This window comes from Aquimarina atlantica (genome assembly GCF_000626715.1).
In the GTDB taxonomy this organism is placed as follows: domain Bacteria; phylum Bacteroidota; class Bacteroidia; order Flavobacteriales; family Flavobacteriaceae; genus Aquimarina; species Aquimarina atlantica.
On sequence record NZ_AQRA01000001.1, the window covers coordinates 155777 to 170952 of the forward strand.

The 15176-nt window shown below is 31.0% G+C and carries 13 protein-coding genes; 11 read left to right on the forward strand and 2 right to left on the reverse strand.

Annotated elements, in window-relative coordinates; translation table 11 throughout:
* Window positions 1-2: 2 nt before the first annotated feature.
* From ATO12_RS00695 to ATO12_RS00735, 9 genes are all read left to right on the forward strand, one after another.
* On the forward strand, window positions 3-1499 hold the full coding sequence (locus ATO12_RS00695; protein WP_034237721.1) for an AMP-binding protein: 1497 nt from the start codon (window positions 3-5) through the stop codon (window positions 1497-1499).
* Between the two features lie 10 nt (window positions 1500-1509).
* Entirely contained in the window at window positions 1510-1749 is a 240-nt protein-coding gene (locus tag ATO12_RS00700; protein ID WP_025663562.1) for an acyl carrier protein, read from the forward strand.
* A gap of 54 nt (window positions 1750-1803) precedes the next feature.
* Window positions 1804-2472: an acetyltransferase gene (locus tag ATO12_RS00705; protein WP_034237724.1), complete on the forward strand. Its 669-nt coding sequence runs from the start codon at window positions 1804-1806 to the stop codon at window positions 2470-2472.
* Between the two features lie 85 nt (window positions 2473-2557).
* Window positions 2558-3163 carry a sugar transferase gene (locus tag ATO12_RS00710; RefSeq protein WP_034237725.1) on the forward strand — a complete coding sequence of 202 codons (606 nt, stop codon included), beginning with the start codon at window positions 2558-2560 and terminating at the stop codon, window positions 3161-3163.
* Between the two features lie 81 nt (window positions 3164-3244).
* Window positions 3245-5479 carry a NeuD/PglB/VioB family sugar acetyltransferase gene (locus tag ATO12_RS25835; protein WP_165583303.1) on the forward strand — a complete coding sequence of 745 codons (2235 nt, stop codon included), beginning with the start codon at window positions 3245-3247 and terminating at the stop codon, window positions 5477-5479.
* A gap of 38 nt (window positions 5480-5517) precedes the next feature.
* The gene (locus ATO12_RS00720; protein WP_034237727.1) at window positions 5518-6606 is read left to right on the forward strand and encodes a GNAT family N-acetyltransferase; all 1089 of its coding nucleotides are present in this window, start codon (window positions 5518-5520) and stop codon (window positions 6604-6606) included.
* Window positions 6603-7778, forward strand: a complete 1176-nt coding sequence (locus ATO12_RS00725; RefSeq protein WP_034237728.1) for a GNAT family N-acetyltransferase — start codon at window positions 6603-6605, stop codon at window positions 7776-7778. The genes ATO12_RS00720 and ATO12_RS00725 overlap by 4 nt, the downstream gene beginning before the upstream one ends.
* A gap of 53 nt (window positions 7779-7831) precedes the next feature.
* Window positions 7832-8110, forward strand: coding sequence for a putative quinol monooxygenase (locus tag ATO12_RS00730; protein WP_034237731.1), 279 nt, complete (start codon window positions 7832-7834; stop codon window positions 8108-8110).
* Entirely contained in the window at window positions 8111-8926 is an 816-nt protein-coding gene (locus ATO12_RS00735; protein WP_316932911.1) for an AraC family transcriptional regulator, read from the forward strand.
* 2 nt (window positions 8927-8928) lie between these two features.
* Here ATO12_RS00735 and ATO12_RS00740 read toward each other — a convergent pair whose 3' ends face one another.
* Window positions 8929-9900 carry a hypothetical protein gene (locus tag ATO12_RS00740; protein WP_034237735.1) on the reverse strand — a complete coding sequence of 324 codons (972 nt, stop codon included), beginning with the start codon at window positions 9898-9900 and terminating at the stop codon, window positions 8929-8931.
* A gap of 54 nt (window positions 9901-9954) precedes the next feature.
* Window positions 9955-11406: an MBOAT family O-acyltransferase gene (locus tag ATO12_RS00745; protein WP_034237736.1), complete on the reverse strand. Its 1452-nt coding sequence runs from the start codon at window positions 11404-11406 to the stop codon at window positions 9955-9957.
* A gap of 680 nt (window positions 11407-12086) precedes the next feature.
* On the opposite strand from ATO12_RS00745, the gene ATO12_RS00750 reads away from it, so the two are divergent.
* Window positions 12087-13220 carry a DegT/DnrJ/EryC1/StrS family aminotransferase gene (locus ATO12_RS00750; protein WP_034237737.1) on the forward strand — a complete coding sequence of 378 codons (1134 nt, stop codon included), beginning with the start codon at window positions 12087-12089 and terminating at the stop codon, window positions 13218-13220.
* Window positions 13217-15145, forward strand: a complete 1929-nt coding sequence (locus tag ATO12_RS00755; protein WP_034237739.1) for a polysaccharide biosynthesis protein — start codon at window positions 13217-13219, stop codon at window positions 15143-15145. Before ATO12_RS00750 ends, ATO12_RS00755 begins: the two co-directional genes overlap by 4 nt.
* Window positions 15146-15176: the final 31 nt, after the last annotated feature.

The window sequence follows — 15176 nt, forward strand, 5'->3', positions numbered from 1 at the left end:
AGATGAAATTTGTAAAAACACTACAAGAATCAATAGAAAATCATTCTGATCATAATGCTTTATGTATAAATCATACATTTTATACATATCATGATTTTGCTATTGAAATATCTAAAATAAGAAATGCCATAGCTAATACTGTAGAAGATACTGAAAAACTAATTGGTTTGGTTACTAATGATGACCTTCAGACCTATGCTAGTATTCTTGCACTTTGGCTCGAAGGAAAGGCATACGTTCCTGTAAACCCATCAACACCAATTGAGCGTAATAGTAAAGTTTTTGAATTAACAGAAACACGATACGTTATCGATTCTTCTGAAACCTCAATTTATAAGAATTATAAAGTTATTGCTTCGGGAGCATTAGATGCCGCAAATATTAATCTGAAGCCTAAGGAGGTTTCTGGAGATCAATTAGCATATATATTATTTACGTCTGGTACTACAGGGCTTCCTAAAGGAGTTCCTATTACCTTTGATAATGTTAATGCATTAGTAAATGCCATTGATGCCGAACCAGAATTTAATTTGGTTCCTTCAGATCGATGCTTACAAATGTTCGAACTTACTTTTGATTTTTCTGTAGTAACTTACTTATTTCCTTTTTTATCAGGTTCTTGTATTTATACAATACCAAAAGGAGCAATTAAGTACTTTTATATTTTTAAACTTATTAAGGAACAAAAACTTACGGTTCTTACTATGGTGCCTTCGATTATAAATTATCTAAGGCCGTATTTCCTCGAAATTAATGCCCCCGATGTACGATATTGTAGTTTTGGAGGAGGAGCATTGCATAGTGATATTGCTAAAGAATGGAGCGAATGTCTTCCTAATTGCAAAATATTTAATTATTATGGCCCTACAGAATTTACTGTTTATAGTGGTTTTTATCCATATCATAAAGAAACTCACCAAAAAGCCCATAATGGAATAATAGCTATAGGGACACCACAAGAAGATACATTATACCTTGTCGTAAATGAGGATAATGAAGAAGTGCCTGTAAATGTAACAGGAGAATTATGCCTGGGAGGTCCACAGATAACTCCCGGATATTGGAAAAATGAAGAGCGAAATGCTCAAAGCTTTTTTGTGAGAGAAGAAAATGGAAAAAAACAACGTTACTATAAAACCGGAGATCTTTGTTTTAAAGATGAAGAAGGGGATTTTTTATATGTTGGCAGAGCAGATTTTCAGGTAAAAATTAGAGGATATCGGGTAGAGCTTGCAGAAGTAGAGTTTCATGCCAAAGCAAAATCAGAGAGAAAAGTGAATATGGTTGCTTTAGATATTACCAATGCTTTAGGTAATGCAGAACTAGGTTTAGCTATAGAATCCGAAGAATTTGATACTGAAAAGATATTCAATTATATGAAGACGAAAATGCCTGATTATATGATTCCGGGACATGTACGATTTATAAAAGAATTTCCGCATAGTATCAACGGAAAAATTAATAGAAAAGAATTAAGAACATATTTTGACATAAATTAAATAATCAATAATGAGTAAAGAAGAGATTTTATCAAAAGTAAAAGAAGCTTTTATATCTGTATTAGAACATGATAATTTTCAGCTTGCTGATGAGACTACAGCAGATGATGTTGATGGGTGGGAATCTGTAACACATATGATGATTATTTCTGAAGTTGAAAAATCTTTTGGTATTAAATTTAAACTAATGGATTTAATGAATATGAATAATGTTGGGGATTTAATAAGAACCATAGAATCAGAATTATAAGTATATAAAGTACTTTTGTAGATATACTAAGGAATAATTTGTAAAAAAACATAGATGGATAAAGTTTTGATAATCGGCGCTTCGGGTCACGCTAAGGTGATTATAGAAACTATTGAGTTGAATGCAAATTATCAAATTCATGGTCTTATAGATACGTTTAAACCAAAAGGCGAAAAGTTACTTGGTTATGAAATCCTAGGTACAGAAGATTATATTCAAAACCTTGTAGAAAAAGGGATTAATAAAGGAATTATTGCAATAGGAGATAACTGGACCAGGTTTTTAATGCAAGAGAGAATAAAAAAAATATCTCCAGATTTTGAATTTGTTACAGTAATTCATCCGTCAGCAATAATTAGTCCAAGTGCCATAATAGGTAAAGGGAGTATAATATTGGCTTCTGTTACTATAAATGCGCATGCAAGGATTGGAGATTTTTGTATTATGAATACCGATGCTAATTTTGATCATGATAGCGATATACAAGACTTTTCTAGTTTAGCACCGGGAGTTACTGTTGGAGGAAATGTTAGTATAGGTACATGTACTGCAATATCGCTGGGTGCAAATATTATTCAAGGTATAACTATTGGGAAACATAGTATTATTGGAGCAGGTTCTTTACTACTAAACGATGTAGGTGATTTTAAACTGGTTTATGGAGTTCCCGGGAAAGAAATAAGAACTGTTGTTAAAGGAGAAAACTATTTGTCTAAGTCCTAAGAACAGAGATTGTAATTTTAAAATATTGGTAGGCTTAAGTATATAAAGCGTTGTTAATTAAATTTATAAAAGCGATAAAAAGTATATGTACAACCCATATGTAAAACGATTATTAGATTTTGTACTTTCCTTTTTGGGTATAGTAATGTTATCTCCCATTATACTAGTGCTGGTTCTAATATTAATTGTAGTTAATAATGGTAAGCCATTTTTTTTTCAGTTAAGACCGGGAAAAAATGGTCGACTTTTTAAAATCATTAAATTTAAAACAATGTCTGATTTAAAATCAGAAGATAAAGATGATGTACATAATGTTTCTCGTATAACAAAAGCTGGAGCATTTATTAGAAAATACTCCTTAGATGAGATTTTACAACTTATTAATGTTTTAAAAGGAGATATGAGTTTAATAGGTCCAAGACCTCTTTTGGTCGAATATTTACCTTTGTATAATGAGACGCAAAAGAAAAGACATGATGTAAGACCAGGTATAACAGGATGGGCACAGGTAAAAGGTAGAAATACAATATCCTGGAGTCAGAAATTTGAATATGATGTATGGTATGTAGAAAACCTAAGTTTCATCTTAGATATTAAAATTTTATTTTTAACCATAAAGAAAGTAATTAAAAAAGAAGGTGTAAACATTGACCAAAATACCATTATGCCTGCTTGGAAAGGAAATAACTAACAAAAAAACTTTTATAAAAGTTCTGTAGAACGATATAATTCACACAACCAACAAATCAACTTAAATTTAGTAATGAGTAAAATGAAAATAACTGAAGACCCCAAAAAAATAAGGATTTATGGAGCTGGCGGGCATTCTCAAGTCATACGAGAAGTATTAGAAGAGAACGGTTATGAAGTAACCGAAACTTTTGACGATAAACCTTCTGGACGCCATTATGCGTCTAAGAATGTAACTTCTGGGGCAAGAAGAAATCTAAAAGAATTTCCGCATAAAGGATATCCTGTAATTGTGGCAGTAGGTATCAATGCAGAAAGAGCAGAAATAGCTGGTTTTCTAAAAAGTGATTTTGAAAAGGCGATACACCATTCAGCAATTATAGCTCCAACTGCAAAAATAGGAGAAGGTACCGTTGTTTTTGCAGGAGCGATCATTCAACCCAATACGGTTATAGGAGAACATGTAATTATAAATACTGCGGCAAGCATAGATCATGATAATGTTATTGGAAATTTTGCGCATATCTCACCAAAAGCTGCTTTATGTGGCCATGTTGAGGTAGGAGAAGGTTCACATGTTGGAGTTGGTGCCGTTGTAATACCAAAGGTGAAAATAGGAAAATGGTGTACCATTGGAGCAGGAGCAGTAGTTTTAAAAGACGTTCCTGATTATTCTACAGTTGTTGGTAATCCTGGTAAAATTATAAAAACAAAACTCACAGACTTGAAGCTTAATAACAAACCAAAATCGTCAGAAATCACTTTTATTGGTTCAGGAATTTCATCATCCTTCACTATTTTACATTTCTTGGATCTTATCGAACACCATAAGACAAAAAGAAAGATCAATATCAATATAATTGATAAATATCGAGAGTTTCACTCAGGGATACCTTATGGATCAAGATCTGGTTTTTCGGTTCATCTTATAACATCTTTAAAAAACTTTTTGCCAGAACCAGAATTAGGAAAATTTATTAAATGGCTTAATAACAATAAGAATTGGTTATTAGATGAACTAAAAAAAGATGGAGGTACCTTATCTTCAGAATGGATTACCAAGCATGAAGATAAAATTAAAAATAATGAGTGGGAAGATCTTTTTATTCCTCGTCGTTTTTTTGGATGGTATATCAATGAAAAAGTAAAGAATAGACTAGAAGAATTTAAAATTAAAGGCGCTATTGATGTTAATTATATCAATGCAGAAGTGATCGATATAGAAAAATCAGAAAATACATATGAATTGTCTCTGGATAACAAAGACACTGTTTTTTCTGAAAAAGTTATCTTATCTGTTGGTTCTCTACCAGTTAATCACCTTTGGAAAGAAGAAGATATAGTAGAAGAGGATAATTTACTTTTTATAAATGATCCCTATGGTTCTGAGTTAAAGACAACTTTAGAGAAAATAGACAGCTTTCTCGAAAAGCAATCAGGAAAGAAAACTAATGTGCTTATAGTTGGAGCCAATGCGAGTGGATTAGAGTTACTGTATAAATTAAATGATGTCGAAAAAATAAAGTCTGAAATCAATAAATTCATTATTCTTTCTACTCAGGGGTTATTACCAGATGCTGTTATTGATGAAGAACGAAAAAAAGAATATACACCTTTTAATTTACAGGCATTAACCAAAGAAAAAAATATAACCGCAGAAATTATTGCAGAAGCAACATTTAAAGATTTGGATTATGCCGATCAGATTCATTTGGGAGCAGCATCTACAGTAGATATTATATCAAAAGCTTTTGGTAGTTTATTAAATAAGTTAAACCCAGAAGAACTAAAAAAGTTTGCATGCTATTATGGTAATGAAATAGGGAGAAGACAACGATGTGCAGGTTTTCATTACTCTAAAACCATTGATGAATTGAAACAGGAAAATCGTTTTGATCATATAGCAGGACGATTTAGAGATATTAATATTGAAGCTGCGGGAGAATATTCTTTAGAATATTTAGATACAAAATCTGGGAAAAACAAAACCTATGAAGATTCTGTGGGTATAGTGATTAATTGTGTGGGGAGTACAAATCTAACCAAACAAAATATCCCAGAATTGTTAAAGAAATTAATAAAGAAAGGATATTGCAAACCTAATGATTCTAAGATAGGATTCGAGGTTAATGAGCAATTAGAAGCTTCTGATAATTTACATATTGTCGGACCATTATTAGCAGGAAATGTGTTTGATGGGAAGGCTGTGTGGCATGTAGAACATTGTGGTAGAATTATATGGTTATCACAAGTGTTATCTGAAAAAATGAATGATTACTTTTTTAAAAAAACTGAATTAAAAGAAAAACCTATATAGTACTAATAAACAACCATACCTAACTAATATTTTTACAATTGGAGCAAAATTACAAACTGTTAATTAAAAACCTGGATGAAAATTCAAACATCATAGAATATAAGGCGCTCCTTCAAGAAAAATGGAACAATAATGTATATTATTCGGCTGAGCATTTGTTACATTTTGAGAAGGATTCTGATACGCTAAAATACTTTTTGTTTGAAAAAGATAACAAACCTCTTATTCTAATGCCTTTTGTTTTTAGAGAAATAAAAATAAAAGATCAGAAACACCCGTATTTCGATGTTACAAGCCCATATGGCTATAGTGGACCTTTGTTTAATGATACTGTTACAGAAGAAGATATTGCTCAATTTTGGGACAATGTTGATCAATGGTATATGGATCATAATGTAGTAACAGAGTTTATTCGATTTAGTTTAAATGGAAACCACAAAAAATATTCGGGATGTTTAACCAATACATTATCCAATGTTAGAGGACATCTTTTAGAAAATTTTGACGATCAATGGGTAGGATTTTTACCCAAAGTTAGGAATAACTACAGAAAGGCCGTAAATCACAATTTAGTGTTTAAAATATTTCATAAGCATGAAATAACAAAAGATATCATTAAAATTTTTAATGATATCTATGTGAATACGATGAACCGCAATAATGCAGATCGTATTTATTTTTTCTCCAATACGTATTTTGAAAACCTGATATTATCTAATTTAGATAATTTTTCTATTGCCATTGCCTATTACGAGGGTATCCCAATTTCTATTGAACTTATTATTGGTTATAAGGATACTATTTTTGCATTTCTTGGAGGAACAAATGCAGAGTATTTTAGTTATAGACCCAATGATTTTCTTAGAGTAAAAATTATAGAATGGGCGATCAAAAATAAGATTACATATTATGTTTTAGGAGGAGGTATGAAAGATGGTGACGGATTATACAGGCATAAAAAATCACTTTTTCCAAAAGATGAAGATGTAATTTTTCATACCGGTAGAAAAATTATTAACGAAAAGGTTTATGATGAGTTATGCCTCTCTGCTAATCCAGAATATTCTCCTGTTCATAAAGAGAATGTAAAAGATTATTTTTTTCCTTTTTATAGATTAAGTATATGAAAAAGGTCCAGATAGATTATTTTTTTGAGCTTTTTGAAAAAGGATTGATACCAAAAATATTTCCTAAGATTAGTAATTTAGAAAGTGAAGAAGGACTGATCAATCCAGATTATGATGAGAAGCTAATAAACAACCCAGATAGAGTCTATTCGGTTTTTTTCATAGCTGATTATTTGAAACCTGAGCTTAATAGAAAGGTATTTAATCTAAAAAGAGTTCATCAGTTTTTTAAAGGTTATGCTATTTTTCTAGATGGTTTTGCAAGTGCAGATGCTTATGTAAAATATCGTTTCAGGAGCAATGCAAAAGGAATAAGAAGAAGAGTAAAACGACTCGAATCGTGTTTTCAGATTTCATATAAAACATATTATGGTGCTATAGGAGAGGAGAAGTATAATCTATTGATGGACTGTTTAGAAAAAATGTTGATCAGAAGATTTAAAGAGCGCAATGATGTGAGTCAAAGCCTTATTCGTTGGGATCACTATAAAAGCATATATTTTTCTTTGATCAATCAAAAAAAAGCATCATTGTTTGTTGTTTATGATAATGACACCCCAATAGTTATATCACTTAATAATCATTTTCATGGACAACTATTTAGTGCAATATCATCATATGACATTGATTACCGAAAATTTAGTTTAGGGAGCGTAGAGATTTATAAGAAATTAGATTGGTGTATTGCTAATAATCATAAGTCTTATGAGATGGGGATGGGAGATCTTACTTACAAACGAGAATGGTGCAATCATATTTATAATTTTGAACACCAAATAATCTATCCTAAAAAATCTATTTCTGCTACTGCCAGTGCTACTATCGAATATTTGAAAGTAAGTTTTAAAGAGCTTATTTTTAAAATAGCTTATGTTCGATATAAAAAATATAAAGCAAAGCGAAAAAAGAGTACTGTTACCATACAGGAGTCAAAATATCAGGTATTACCTATAGTAGAGGCACAGTATGATAAGCAATACCCTATAATAGATTATAATAGTGCCGAGTATAATTTTTTAAGAAAAATTGTATTTGACTTTCTGTATACTAGTATAGAAAAAGTATCAGATGTTAGAGTGTTAAAAGTATTAGAAGAAGAAAATACATATTTGATTATTGGGAAATCGAAGATGCAAAAAATTGTTTTTGAAACCAGTTCACATATTGCCTAAATGATGTCGTTTTTTTACAATCCTGGCATTGTAAGTCGGTATATATTTGTGATATGAAAAAAACAGTTATAGCACGATTAAGTGTACAGAAAGAAAGTAGTGAACAATTTTTGATACATGCAAAAAAGATGGTTCGGGAAAGTAATTTAGAGGAAGATTGTATGACCTATCGTTTATATCAGGAAATAGATGTCGATACAGAATTTATTTTTTATGAAGAATATACGGATATGAAGGCAGTTGATACACATAATTCTTCGAATCATTTTAAAGAGTTTATCTCACAGGTATCCTCAATGCTTACATCAGAACCAATAATAGAAGTCTTCTAATTGTTAATCCATAAAACGTCATATAAACCTAATAAAAGCTTGGCAAAATATGTTGACCGGATTTATGTGCTAAAACATTCGGAGGCATTTAAACTACCCGCTATTTTGCCGGGCACTGGTTTAGAATTGCTATTTCATACTCATAAACCATTACTAATAAATAATCATAAATGTGATCATGGACATATTATTTGCCCTAGAAATTCAATAGTACACATAAATGAGTTTAGTGATGTTTCTTTTATATCTGTTCGATTTAAAAGCGGGGCTTTTCGTCATTTTTCTTCAATACCATATACAGAGCTAAATAATCAGTTTGCTTCTGTCGAGGATATTTGGGGAACTAAGGGAAAGGATTTTTTAGAAAAGCTAAATGAGTATCGTACTATTAATGATAAAATTAAGTGTATAGAATCTTTTTTACTTAAATGTTTATATGATTACCATGATAAGCAAGACGAAAAATGGGATACTATCATGCATTCTTTATATAAACAGTATAATTCAATTTCTTTAAAAGAATTAGCTGCCTATACTAATTTGAGTTATCGACAATTTGAAAGAAATTTTAAATCTCAATTTGGCATTACGCCAAAGAAAATTCAACGAATTATACGGTTTGAAGCCACGGTAAAAAAGATACTGTTAAACAGGAATTCAGAATATTTATCCACTGCATTAGATCATGGTTATTACGATCAAAGTCATTTTATTAATGAATTTCAGTGTTTTGCCAAAGAAAAGCCTTCTGATTACTTTGTAGCAAAAAATTATGAACATCACTTTTATGATAAATCGATAAAAGCACTAGAATGATATTAGTTTTTTATAAAGTTAATATCTCTCAAATATTGTGTAATATTCTTTGCTATGATATCTCTACCATGATTGTTCCAATGCCTGTCATAGATCAGCGTAGTAGAGCGATCAGAAGTTTCAAAAGAGGCTGAGAAATCAATGTAATTAAATCCATTTTTTTCTAAATACGATAAAAATAGAGGGCTTGTTATCCTGGAGTCTAAAAGAAGTGTAAATCGTTTTTTATCATATCCGTATTTAGAAACCAAACTTTTGAAGTTGGCCAGATATTTTTCTTCATTTTCCTTTTTAATTCTCAACGTTTCGGCTTCATCTATCGCAACTGTCTTTTTCTTAGGTTTAAAAATATTAATTAGTCGATACATGAGTTCCTGAGGAGGGTCTAAAATCCCAATACTTTTGCAATACACTATTAACTTACTTTTTTTAAGCATTTTGTTTATAGGGGATTCTAAAGCTAATCGACTATTAACAACCTGATATTCTGCACGGGTTAGGTCGTTAGAGAATTTTATACCTAAAATAACGTGATCAATAAGGTCGAATTGCGATGCATACGAATGTACCAGATGTAGTTGATCTGCAAAATCATAGCCGGCATAGCCATATTCATATACTTCAATTTCGGGAATAACATTTTCAATCTTTTTACCAATAGAGTTGTAGTAGTTTTGATGAAACCCTTCTATAAACGAATCTCCAACCAATGCTACTTCTATTTTATCTTTTGTAGGTGTAAATTCTCTATAAGAATTATATCCTGTTGTATTAATATGATATTCCGAAAAATTTTGTCTTCTGTTTCCGGTAACCGAAAAACCATTTTGGTTTGGTTTCCATTTTTCTACTTTATATTCGTCGAGAAATCGGGTAGGAGTGTCTTTTCCTAAATGAAAAACACGTACTAACCCTTCTAATACGATAAGTATTAAAAAAACATATAAGATACTTTTGACTATAAGTTTTTTCATGTGACTTTTAAATTATATCGTAATGCTTTTTTTATTGTCATTATCTATTTTTAATTAGAATTGGAAATAAATAAATGATCTGTCTATATTGTCATCAAAGAACAATAACATTCCTAAAATTACTAAAGTATATGCAACGAATCTCACGATTTTAGATTTAAATTTAAAAGGAGCACGCTCGTCTCTTCTGATTCTAAATTCATATAAAACAAAAAGTCCTAGTAAGATAAAATAATCTATCATGCGATACCCTAATGGGTGTTGATAGGTTTCGTAAGAAAAATTCGCATATATCTGTTCTAAAAAACCAAAAGCATCTGTAATAGACTCAGATCTAAAGAATACTCTAGAGAATGTGACCAATATAAAAGTGAGTAAAATTTGTGAAATTTCTGTTAATGAAGGAAACCAGCGATTTTCTGCTACTACAGTATTCATATAAATACGATTTCGACCCATTAAAAAAACAGGAATGTATAAAGCAGCATGAATTGCTCCCCATACAATAAAAGTCCAGTTTGCACCATGCCAAAAACCACTTACTAAGAAAATAATAATAATATTTCTAACCGATTTTAGTTTACTTACTCTGCTTCCGCCAAGAGGAATGTATACGTAATGTCTAAACCAGGTGGATAAAGAAACGTGCCATCGCTGCCAATATTCGGCAACATTTCTAGAAAATGTTGGAAACTTAAAATTAGACATTAATTCTATTCCAAATAGTTTGGCAGTTCCTATAGCAATATCAGAATACCCACTAAAATCTCCATAAACCTGAAAACTAAAAAGTGATACACCAAGGATTAAAGTAGAAGCAGAATAATCGTTGTAATTAAGAAAGATATCATCTACAATTGGAGCGATAGAATCTGCAATAACTACTTTTTTAAATAATCCCCAAAGTATAAGTTTTAGACCTTCTGTGCATTGTACGTAATTAAAAAATCTTTTGGCGGTGATTTGTGATAAGAGATTAGAAGCTCTTTCTATAGGTCCAGCAACTAATTGAGGGAAAAAACTAACAAATGTTGCAAATGCAATAAAATTCTTGGTAGGAGTTAATCTTTTGTAATAAATATCTAATGAATACGACATGGTCTGAAACGTATAAAAAGATATTCCCACAGGTAAAATAATCTGTAATGTCCAGGTGCTTTTAAGTTCGTATCCAAAAACAGAAAGAAAATCTACCCAGGACCCTATAAAAAAATTGTAGTATTTAAAGAAGCCTAAAAGACCTATGTTAAAAATTACACTTACCCATAACCAGGCTTTTCTTTTTGAAGTAGAGTCATTGGTGTAAATAGTCTGACCAATAAAAAAGTCAACAACTGTACTTGCAAGTATAAGAAATAGAAACCTCCAATCCCATAAGCCATAAAAGATATAACTGGCAATAAGTATAAATAAATTCTGGACCTGAATTTTTTTATAGAAAATAAACCAGTAAAGAACGAAAACGACTGGCAGGAATATAAAAAAATCTAAAGAATTAAATAACATTTATATGGTGTATAATTATAAAATTCGGAGAAGGGGTATACAAAGAAATATTACGAAAATATCTCATTGCTTTTGAAGGGCATAAATTTTGTGTATTTAATTTTATAAATCAAATAATTATGAAGTTATTTTTTATTTCATACATAAATAATAGGTTTTGTTATCAAAAAATGGTGATGACCGGGGGAAATCCCCCTGTTTATAAATAGGTGTTATCCCCATGAAATTAACTTATTATTAAACTATACTTGTACTACCAAAAATAGTTTACAAAAAAGTAATATGAAAAGTGAATTTTGGTGGTGCATTATGTTTAATTTTGCGGTAAATTATGATTTTAGATTTAAATTCGTTTTTTATTACAAGTAGTTTTATGGAGTATCTATAATACTTTTCTTACGGGATTTCCGTATTGTAAGACAATATTTAGGTAAACGTGAGTCATTGAACGTTTTTTTTAAGTATTCTGTCTAAAAAATTAGATTTTGAGTTGTTAATTGATTTAACTAGACTATTTTAGCTTTGGAAAACAAATTTAGAGTAAGTTCAAAAAAGGAAGTTCTACCCCCCTTCTTCCAGCGTTTTTTAGATTGTCATCGTAAAGATTTGACTAATTACTATGCTTATTGTGTAGTTATTATGTCGATAGGAAATTATTGTTCATTATTAATGGGAAAATTATGAATATAATTGATTCAAAAAAAATATGGCTTTCTTCACCGCATATGGGTGGATCAGAGCAAAAATTTGTAAAAGAAGCATTTGACACAAACTGGGTAGCACCCTTGGGTCCAAACGTTAATGGATTTGAGAGTGATATCGAAAGTTATCTAGGTGAAGATGTTTATGCTGCAGCACTAAGTTCTGGTACAGCTGCGTTGCACCTTGGGTTAAAACTACTTGGTGTTACAGTTGGTGATGAAGTGTTATGCCAAAGTATGACATTTGCTGCTTCGGCCAATCCAATAGTATATCTTGGTGCTAAACCTATATTTATAGATAGTGAAAGAAACACCTGGAATTTATGTCCAGATCAACTAGAAATAGCAATAAAAGATAGAATTGCAAAAGGTAAAAAACCTAAAGCAATTATTGCTGTACATTTATATGGAATGCCATATAATGTAGAAGCTATTCACAAGATTGCTTCAGAATACAAAATCCCAATATTAGAAGATAGTGCAGAAGCCTTAGGGAGTTCTTATCAGGGAATTAACTGTGGGACTTTTGGGGATATTGCAATCCTTTCATTTAATGGGAATAAGATTATTACGACATCTGGTGGTGGAGCACTTGTTTCAAAAAAGCAAGACTATAAAAATAAGGCTATTTTCCTGGCGACTCAAGCCAGAGACAATGCACCTCATTATGAACATTCTGAAATAGGATATAATTACAGGATGAGTAATATTACTGCCGGTATAGGAAGAGGCCAGATGGAAGTTTTAGATGCCCATATAGCCAATAGACGTAGTAATTATGAATTTTACAAAAAGAATCTTGAAGATTCATCTGAAATAAAATTTTTAGAAGAACCTTCGGGATATCATTCTAATAGATGGTTAACCTGTATAGAAACCAGTTCTTATAAACTAAGAGAAGGAATACGGTTATCATTAGCAGAAGAAAACATAGAATCAAGACCGTTATGGAAGCCCATGCATCAACAAGCTGTATTTGCAGATTGTGATGCTTACCTCAATGGAATTTCTGATGACCTATTTGATCGCGGCCTTTGCTTACCCAGCGGGTCTAATCTTGAAGAAGATGATTTATATAGAATTGTATCAGTAATTAAAAATGTATTGAGATGATAAAGAGCTACCTTATAAATAATTCGCATAAACACGCATCTAAATGGCTTGTTTTATCAATTGATGTGTTAATTACGATCTTTAATTTCTTTTTGGCATATGTAATTAGATTTGGAATCACTTTAAATTTTGATACCACTAATTTACTATACCAATTACCAATTATAGCAGGTTTATCTACCTTAAGCTTTTTAATGATAGGATCCTATAAAGGAGTAGTTAGACATACAGGAATGAGAGATGCTTATAACCTGTTTCTTGCCGTAACGATCTTAATTAGTTTAATGGGGTTCTTTATGGCATCGAGTAGATTAGCACTAATGCCAGAATTATTAAATATTCCTGTATCTATAATTTGTGTGCATTATTTATTAAACATTATAACGCTTACAACAAGTCGTTTGGTCTTTAAATATTGCTACTATTATGTAAAATCAAAAATAGGAGAGACTTCAAGAATATTGATTTATGGAGCTGGAGATTCTGGATTAATAACCCTTGCTGCAGTAACTAATGATTCTAATAGATCTTTGTCTGTAGTTGGTTTTATCGACGATAATTCTCAAAAAATTGGTAAAACTATTAATGGGATTAAGGTTTATCCTTCAGAAATGATAGATCAAAGCTTTATCACTAAAAATAATATTAAAGAGATTGTTGTATCCATTCCGCATATAAGTAAGAAAAGACTTTCGGAAATTTCTGATAACTTGCTTAAGCTAAAGGTTACTGTTAAAATAATACCTGCAGTAAATGATTGGATTGATGGTAAACTAAAAGTTTCTCAGATTAAAGAAATTCAAATAGAAGACTTGCTAGAAAGAGCTCCTATTAATATGGATAATCAGAATATCACCCAAGAACTTAATGATAAAGTGATTTTGATAACAGGAGCAGCTGGATCAATAGGAAGTGAAATAGTAAGACAAGCTTCATACTATAGCTACAGACACCTTGTTTTAGTTGATCAGGCAGAATCTCCGTTATATGATTTACAACAGGAACTTTTAAGTAAAGGAGTAACTAATTTTACGCCTATTGTAGCTGATATAAGAGACCATCAAAGAATAGAAACTATATTTGAAAAATATAGACCTAATATGGTTTTTCATGCAGCAGCATATAAGCATGTACCTCTTATGGAGAATAATCCTTGCGAGGCAATTAAAATTAATGTGCTTGGAACGAGAAAACTGGCAGATTTGTCATCTGAGTTTGGTGTAGATAAGTTTGTTTTTGTATCTACAGATAAGGCAGTTAACCCTACAAATGTAATGGGAGCAACCAAGAGAGTTGCAGAAATGTATATAAAATGTATTAACCGAACCAGTAATACTAAGTTTATTACCACTAGATTCGGAAATGTACTGGGATCGAATGGATCTGTTATTCCATTATTTAAAAAACAAATCCAAAAGGGAGGGCCATTAACAGTTACCCATAAAGATGTAACTCGCTTTTTTATGACTATACCAGAAGCTTCTCAATTGGTTATAGAAGCAGGAACAATGGGTAATGGAGGCGAAATATTTATCTTTGATATGGGAGAGTCTGTAAAGATTTTTGACCTCGCAAAGAAAATGATACGATTATCTGGTCTTAGATATCCAGAAGATATAGATATAAAGATAACTGGTCTTAGACCTGGAGAGAAATTATATGAAGAACTCCTGGCTGATACAGAAAATACGTTACCAACGTATCACAAGAAAATAATGATAAGTAGATTTGATGATAATGATTGTGTATTGGTAAAAGATAAAATTGATGACCTTTGTATTATGAATTTATTAAGTCAGGATCATCAAATTGTAGGGAAATTAAAAGAGATAGTTCCAGAATTTATCTCTAATAATTCTACTTTCGAGAGTATCGATAAAATTAATAAAAAAAGTATTCAAGGTAAGCAAGAAGTTCTTGTGTAGAGCTTGATATAACAAAATAGTAGGTATTATA

Excerpts from the sequence above, each read along its gene's own strand:
- ATO12_RS00710 (WP_034237725.1), top strand. The coding sequence starts at position 2,558 with ATGTACAACCCATATGTAAAACGATTATTAGATTTTGTACTTTCCTTT.
- ATO12_RS25835 (WP_165583303.1), top strand. The coding sequence starts at position 3,245 with ATGAAAATAACTGAAGACCCCAAAAAAATAAGGATTTATGGAGCTGGC.
- ATO12_RS00740 (WP_034237735.1), bottom strand. The coding sequence starts at position 9,900 with ATGAAAAAACTTATAGTCAAAAGTATCTTATATGTTTTTTTAATACTT.
- ATO12_RS00725 (WP_034237728.1), top strand. The coding sequence starts at position 6,603 with ATGAAAAAGGTCCAGATAGATTATTTTTTTGAGCTTTTTGAAAAAGGA.
- ATO12_RS00750 (WP_034237737.1), top strand. The coding sequence starts at position 12,087 with ATGAATATAATTGATTCAAAAAAAATATGGCTTTCTTCACCGCATATG.
- ATO12_RS00745 (WP_034237736.1), bottom strand. The coding sequence starts at position 11,406 with ATGTTATTTAATTCTTTAGATTTTTTTATATTCCTGCCAGTCGTTTTC.
- ATO12_RS00700 (WP_025663562.1), top strand. The coding sequence starts at position 1,510 with ATGAGTAAAGAAGAGATTTTATCAAAAGTAAAAGAAGCTTTTATATCT.
- ATO12_RS00755 (WP_034237739.1), top strand. The coding sequence starts at position 13,217 with ATGATAAAGAGCTACCTTATAAATAATTCGCATAAACACGCATCTAAA.
- ATO12_RS00730 (WP_034237731.1), top strand. The coding sequence starts at position 7,832 with ATGAAAAAAACAGTTATAGCACGATTAAGTGTACAGAAAGAAAGTAGT.
- ATO12_RS00705 (WP_034237724.1), top strand. The coding sequence starts at position 1,804 with ATGGATAAAGTTTTGATAATCGGCGCTTCGGGTCACGCTAAGGTGATT.
- ATO12_RS00695 (WP_034237721.1), top strand. The coding sequence starts at position 3 with ATGAAATTTGTAAAAACACTACAAGAATCAATAGAAAATCATTCTGAT.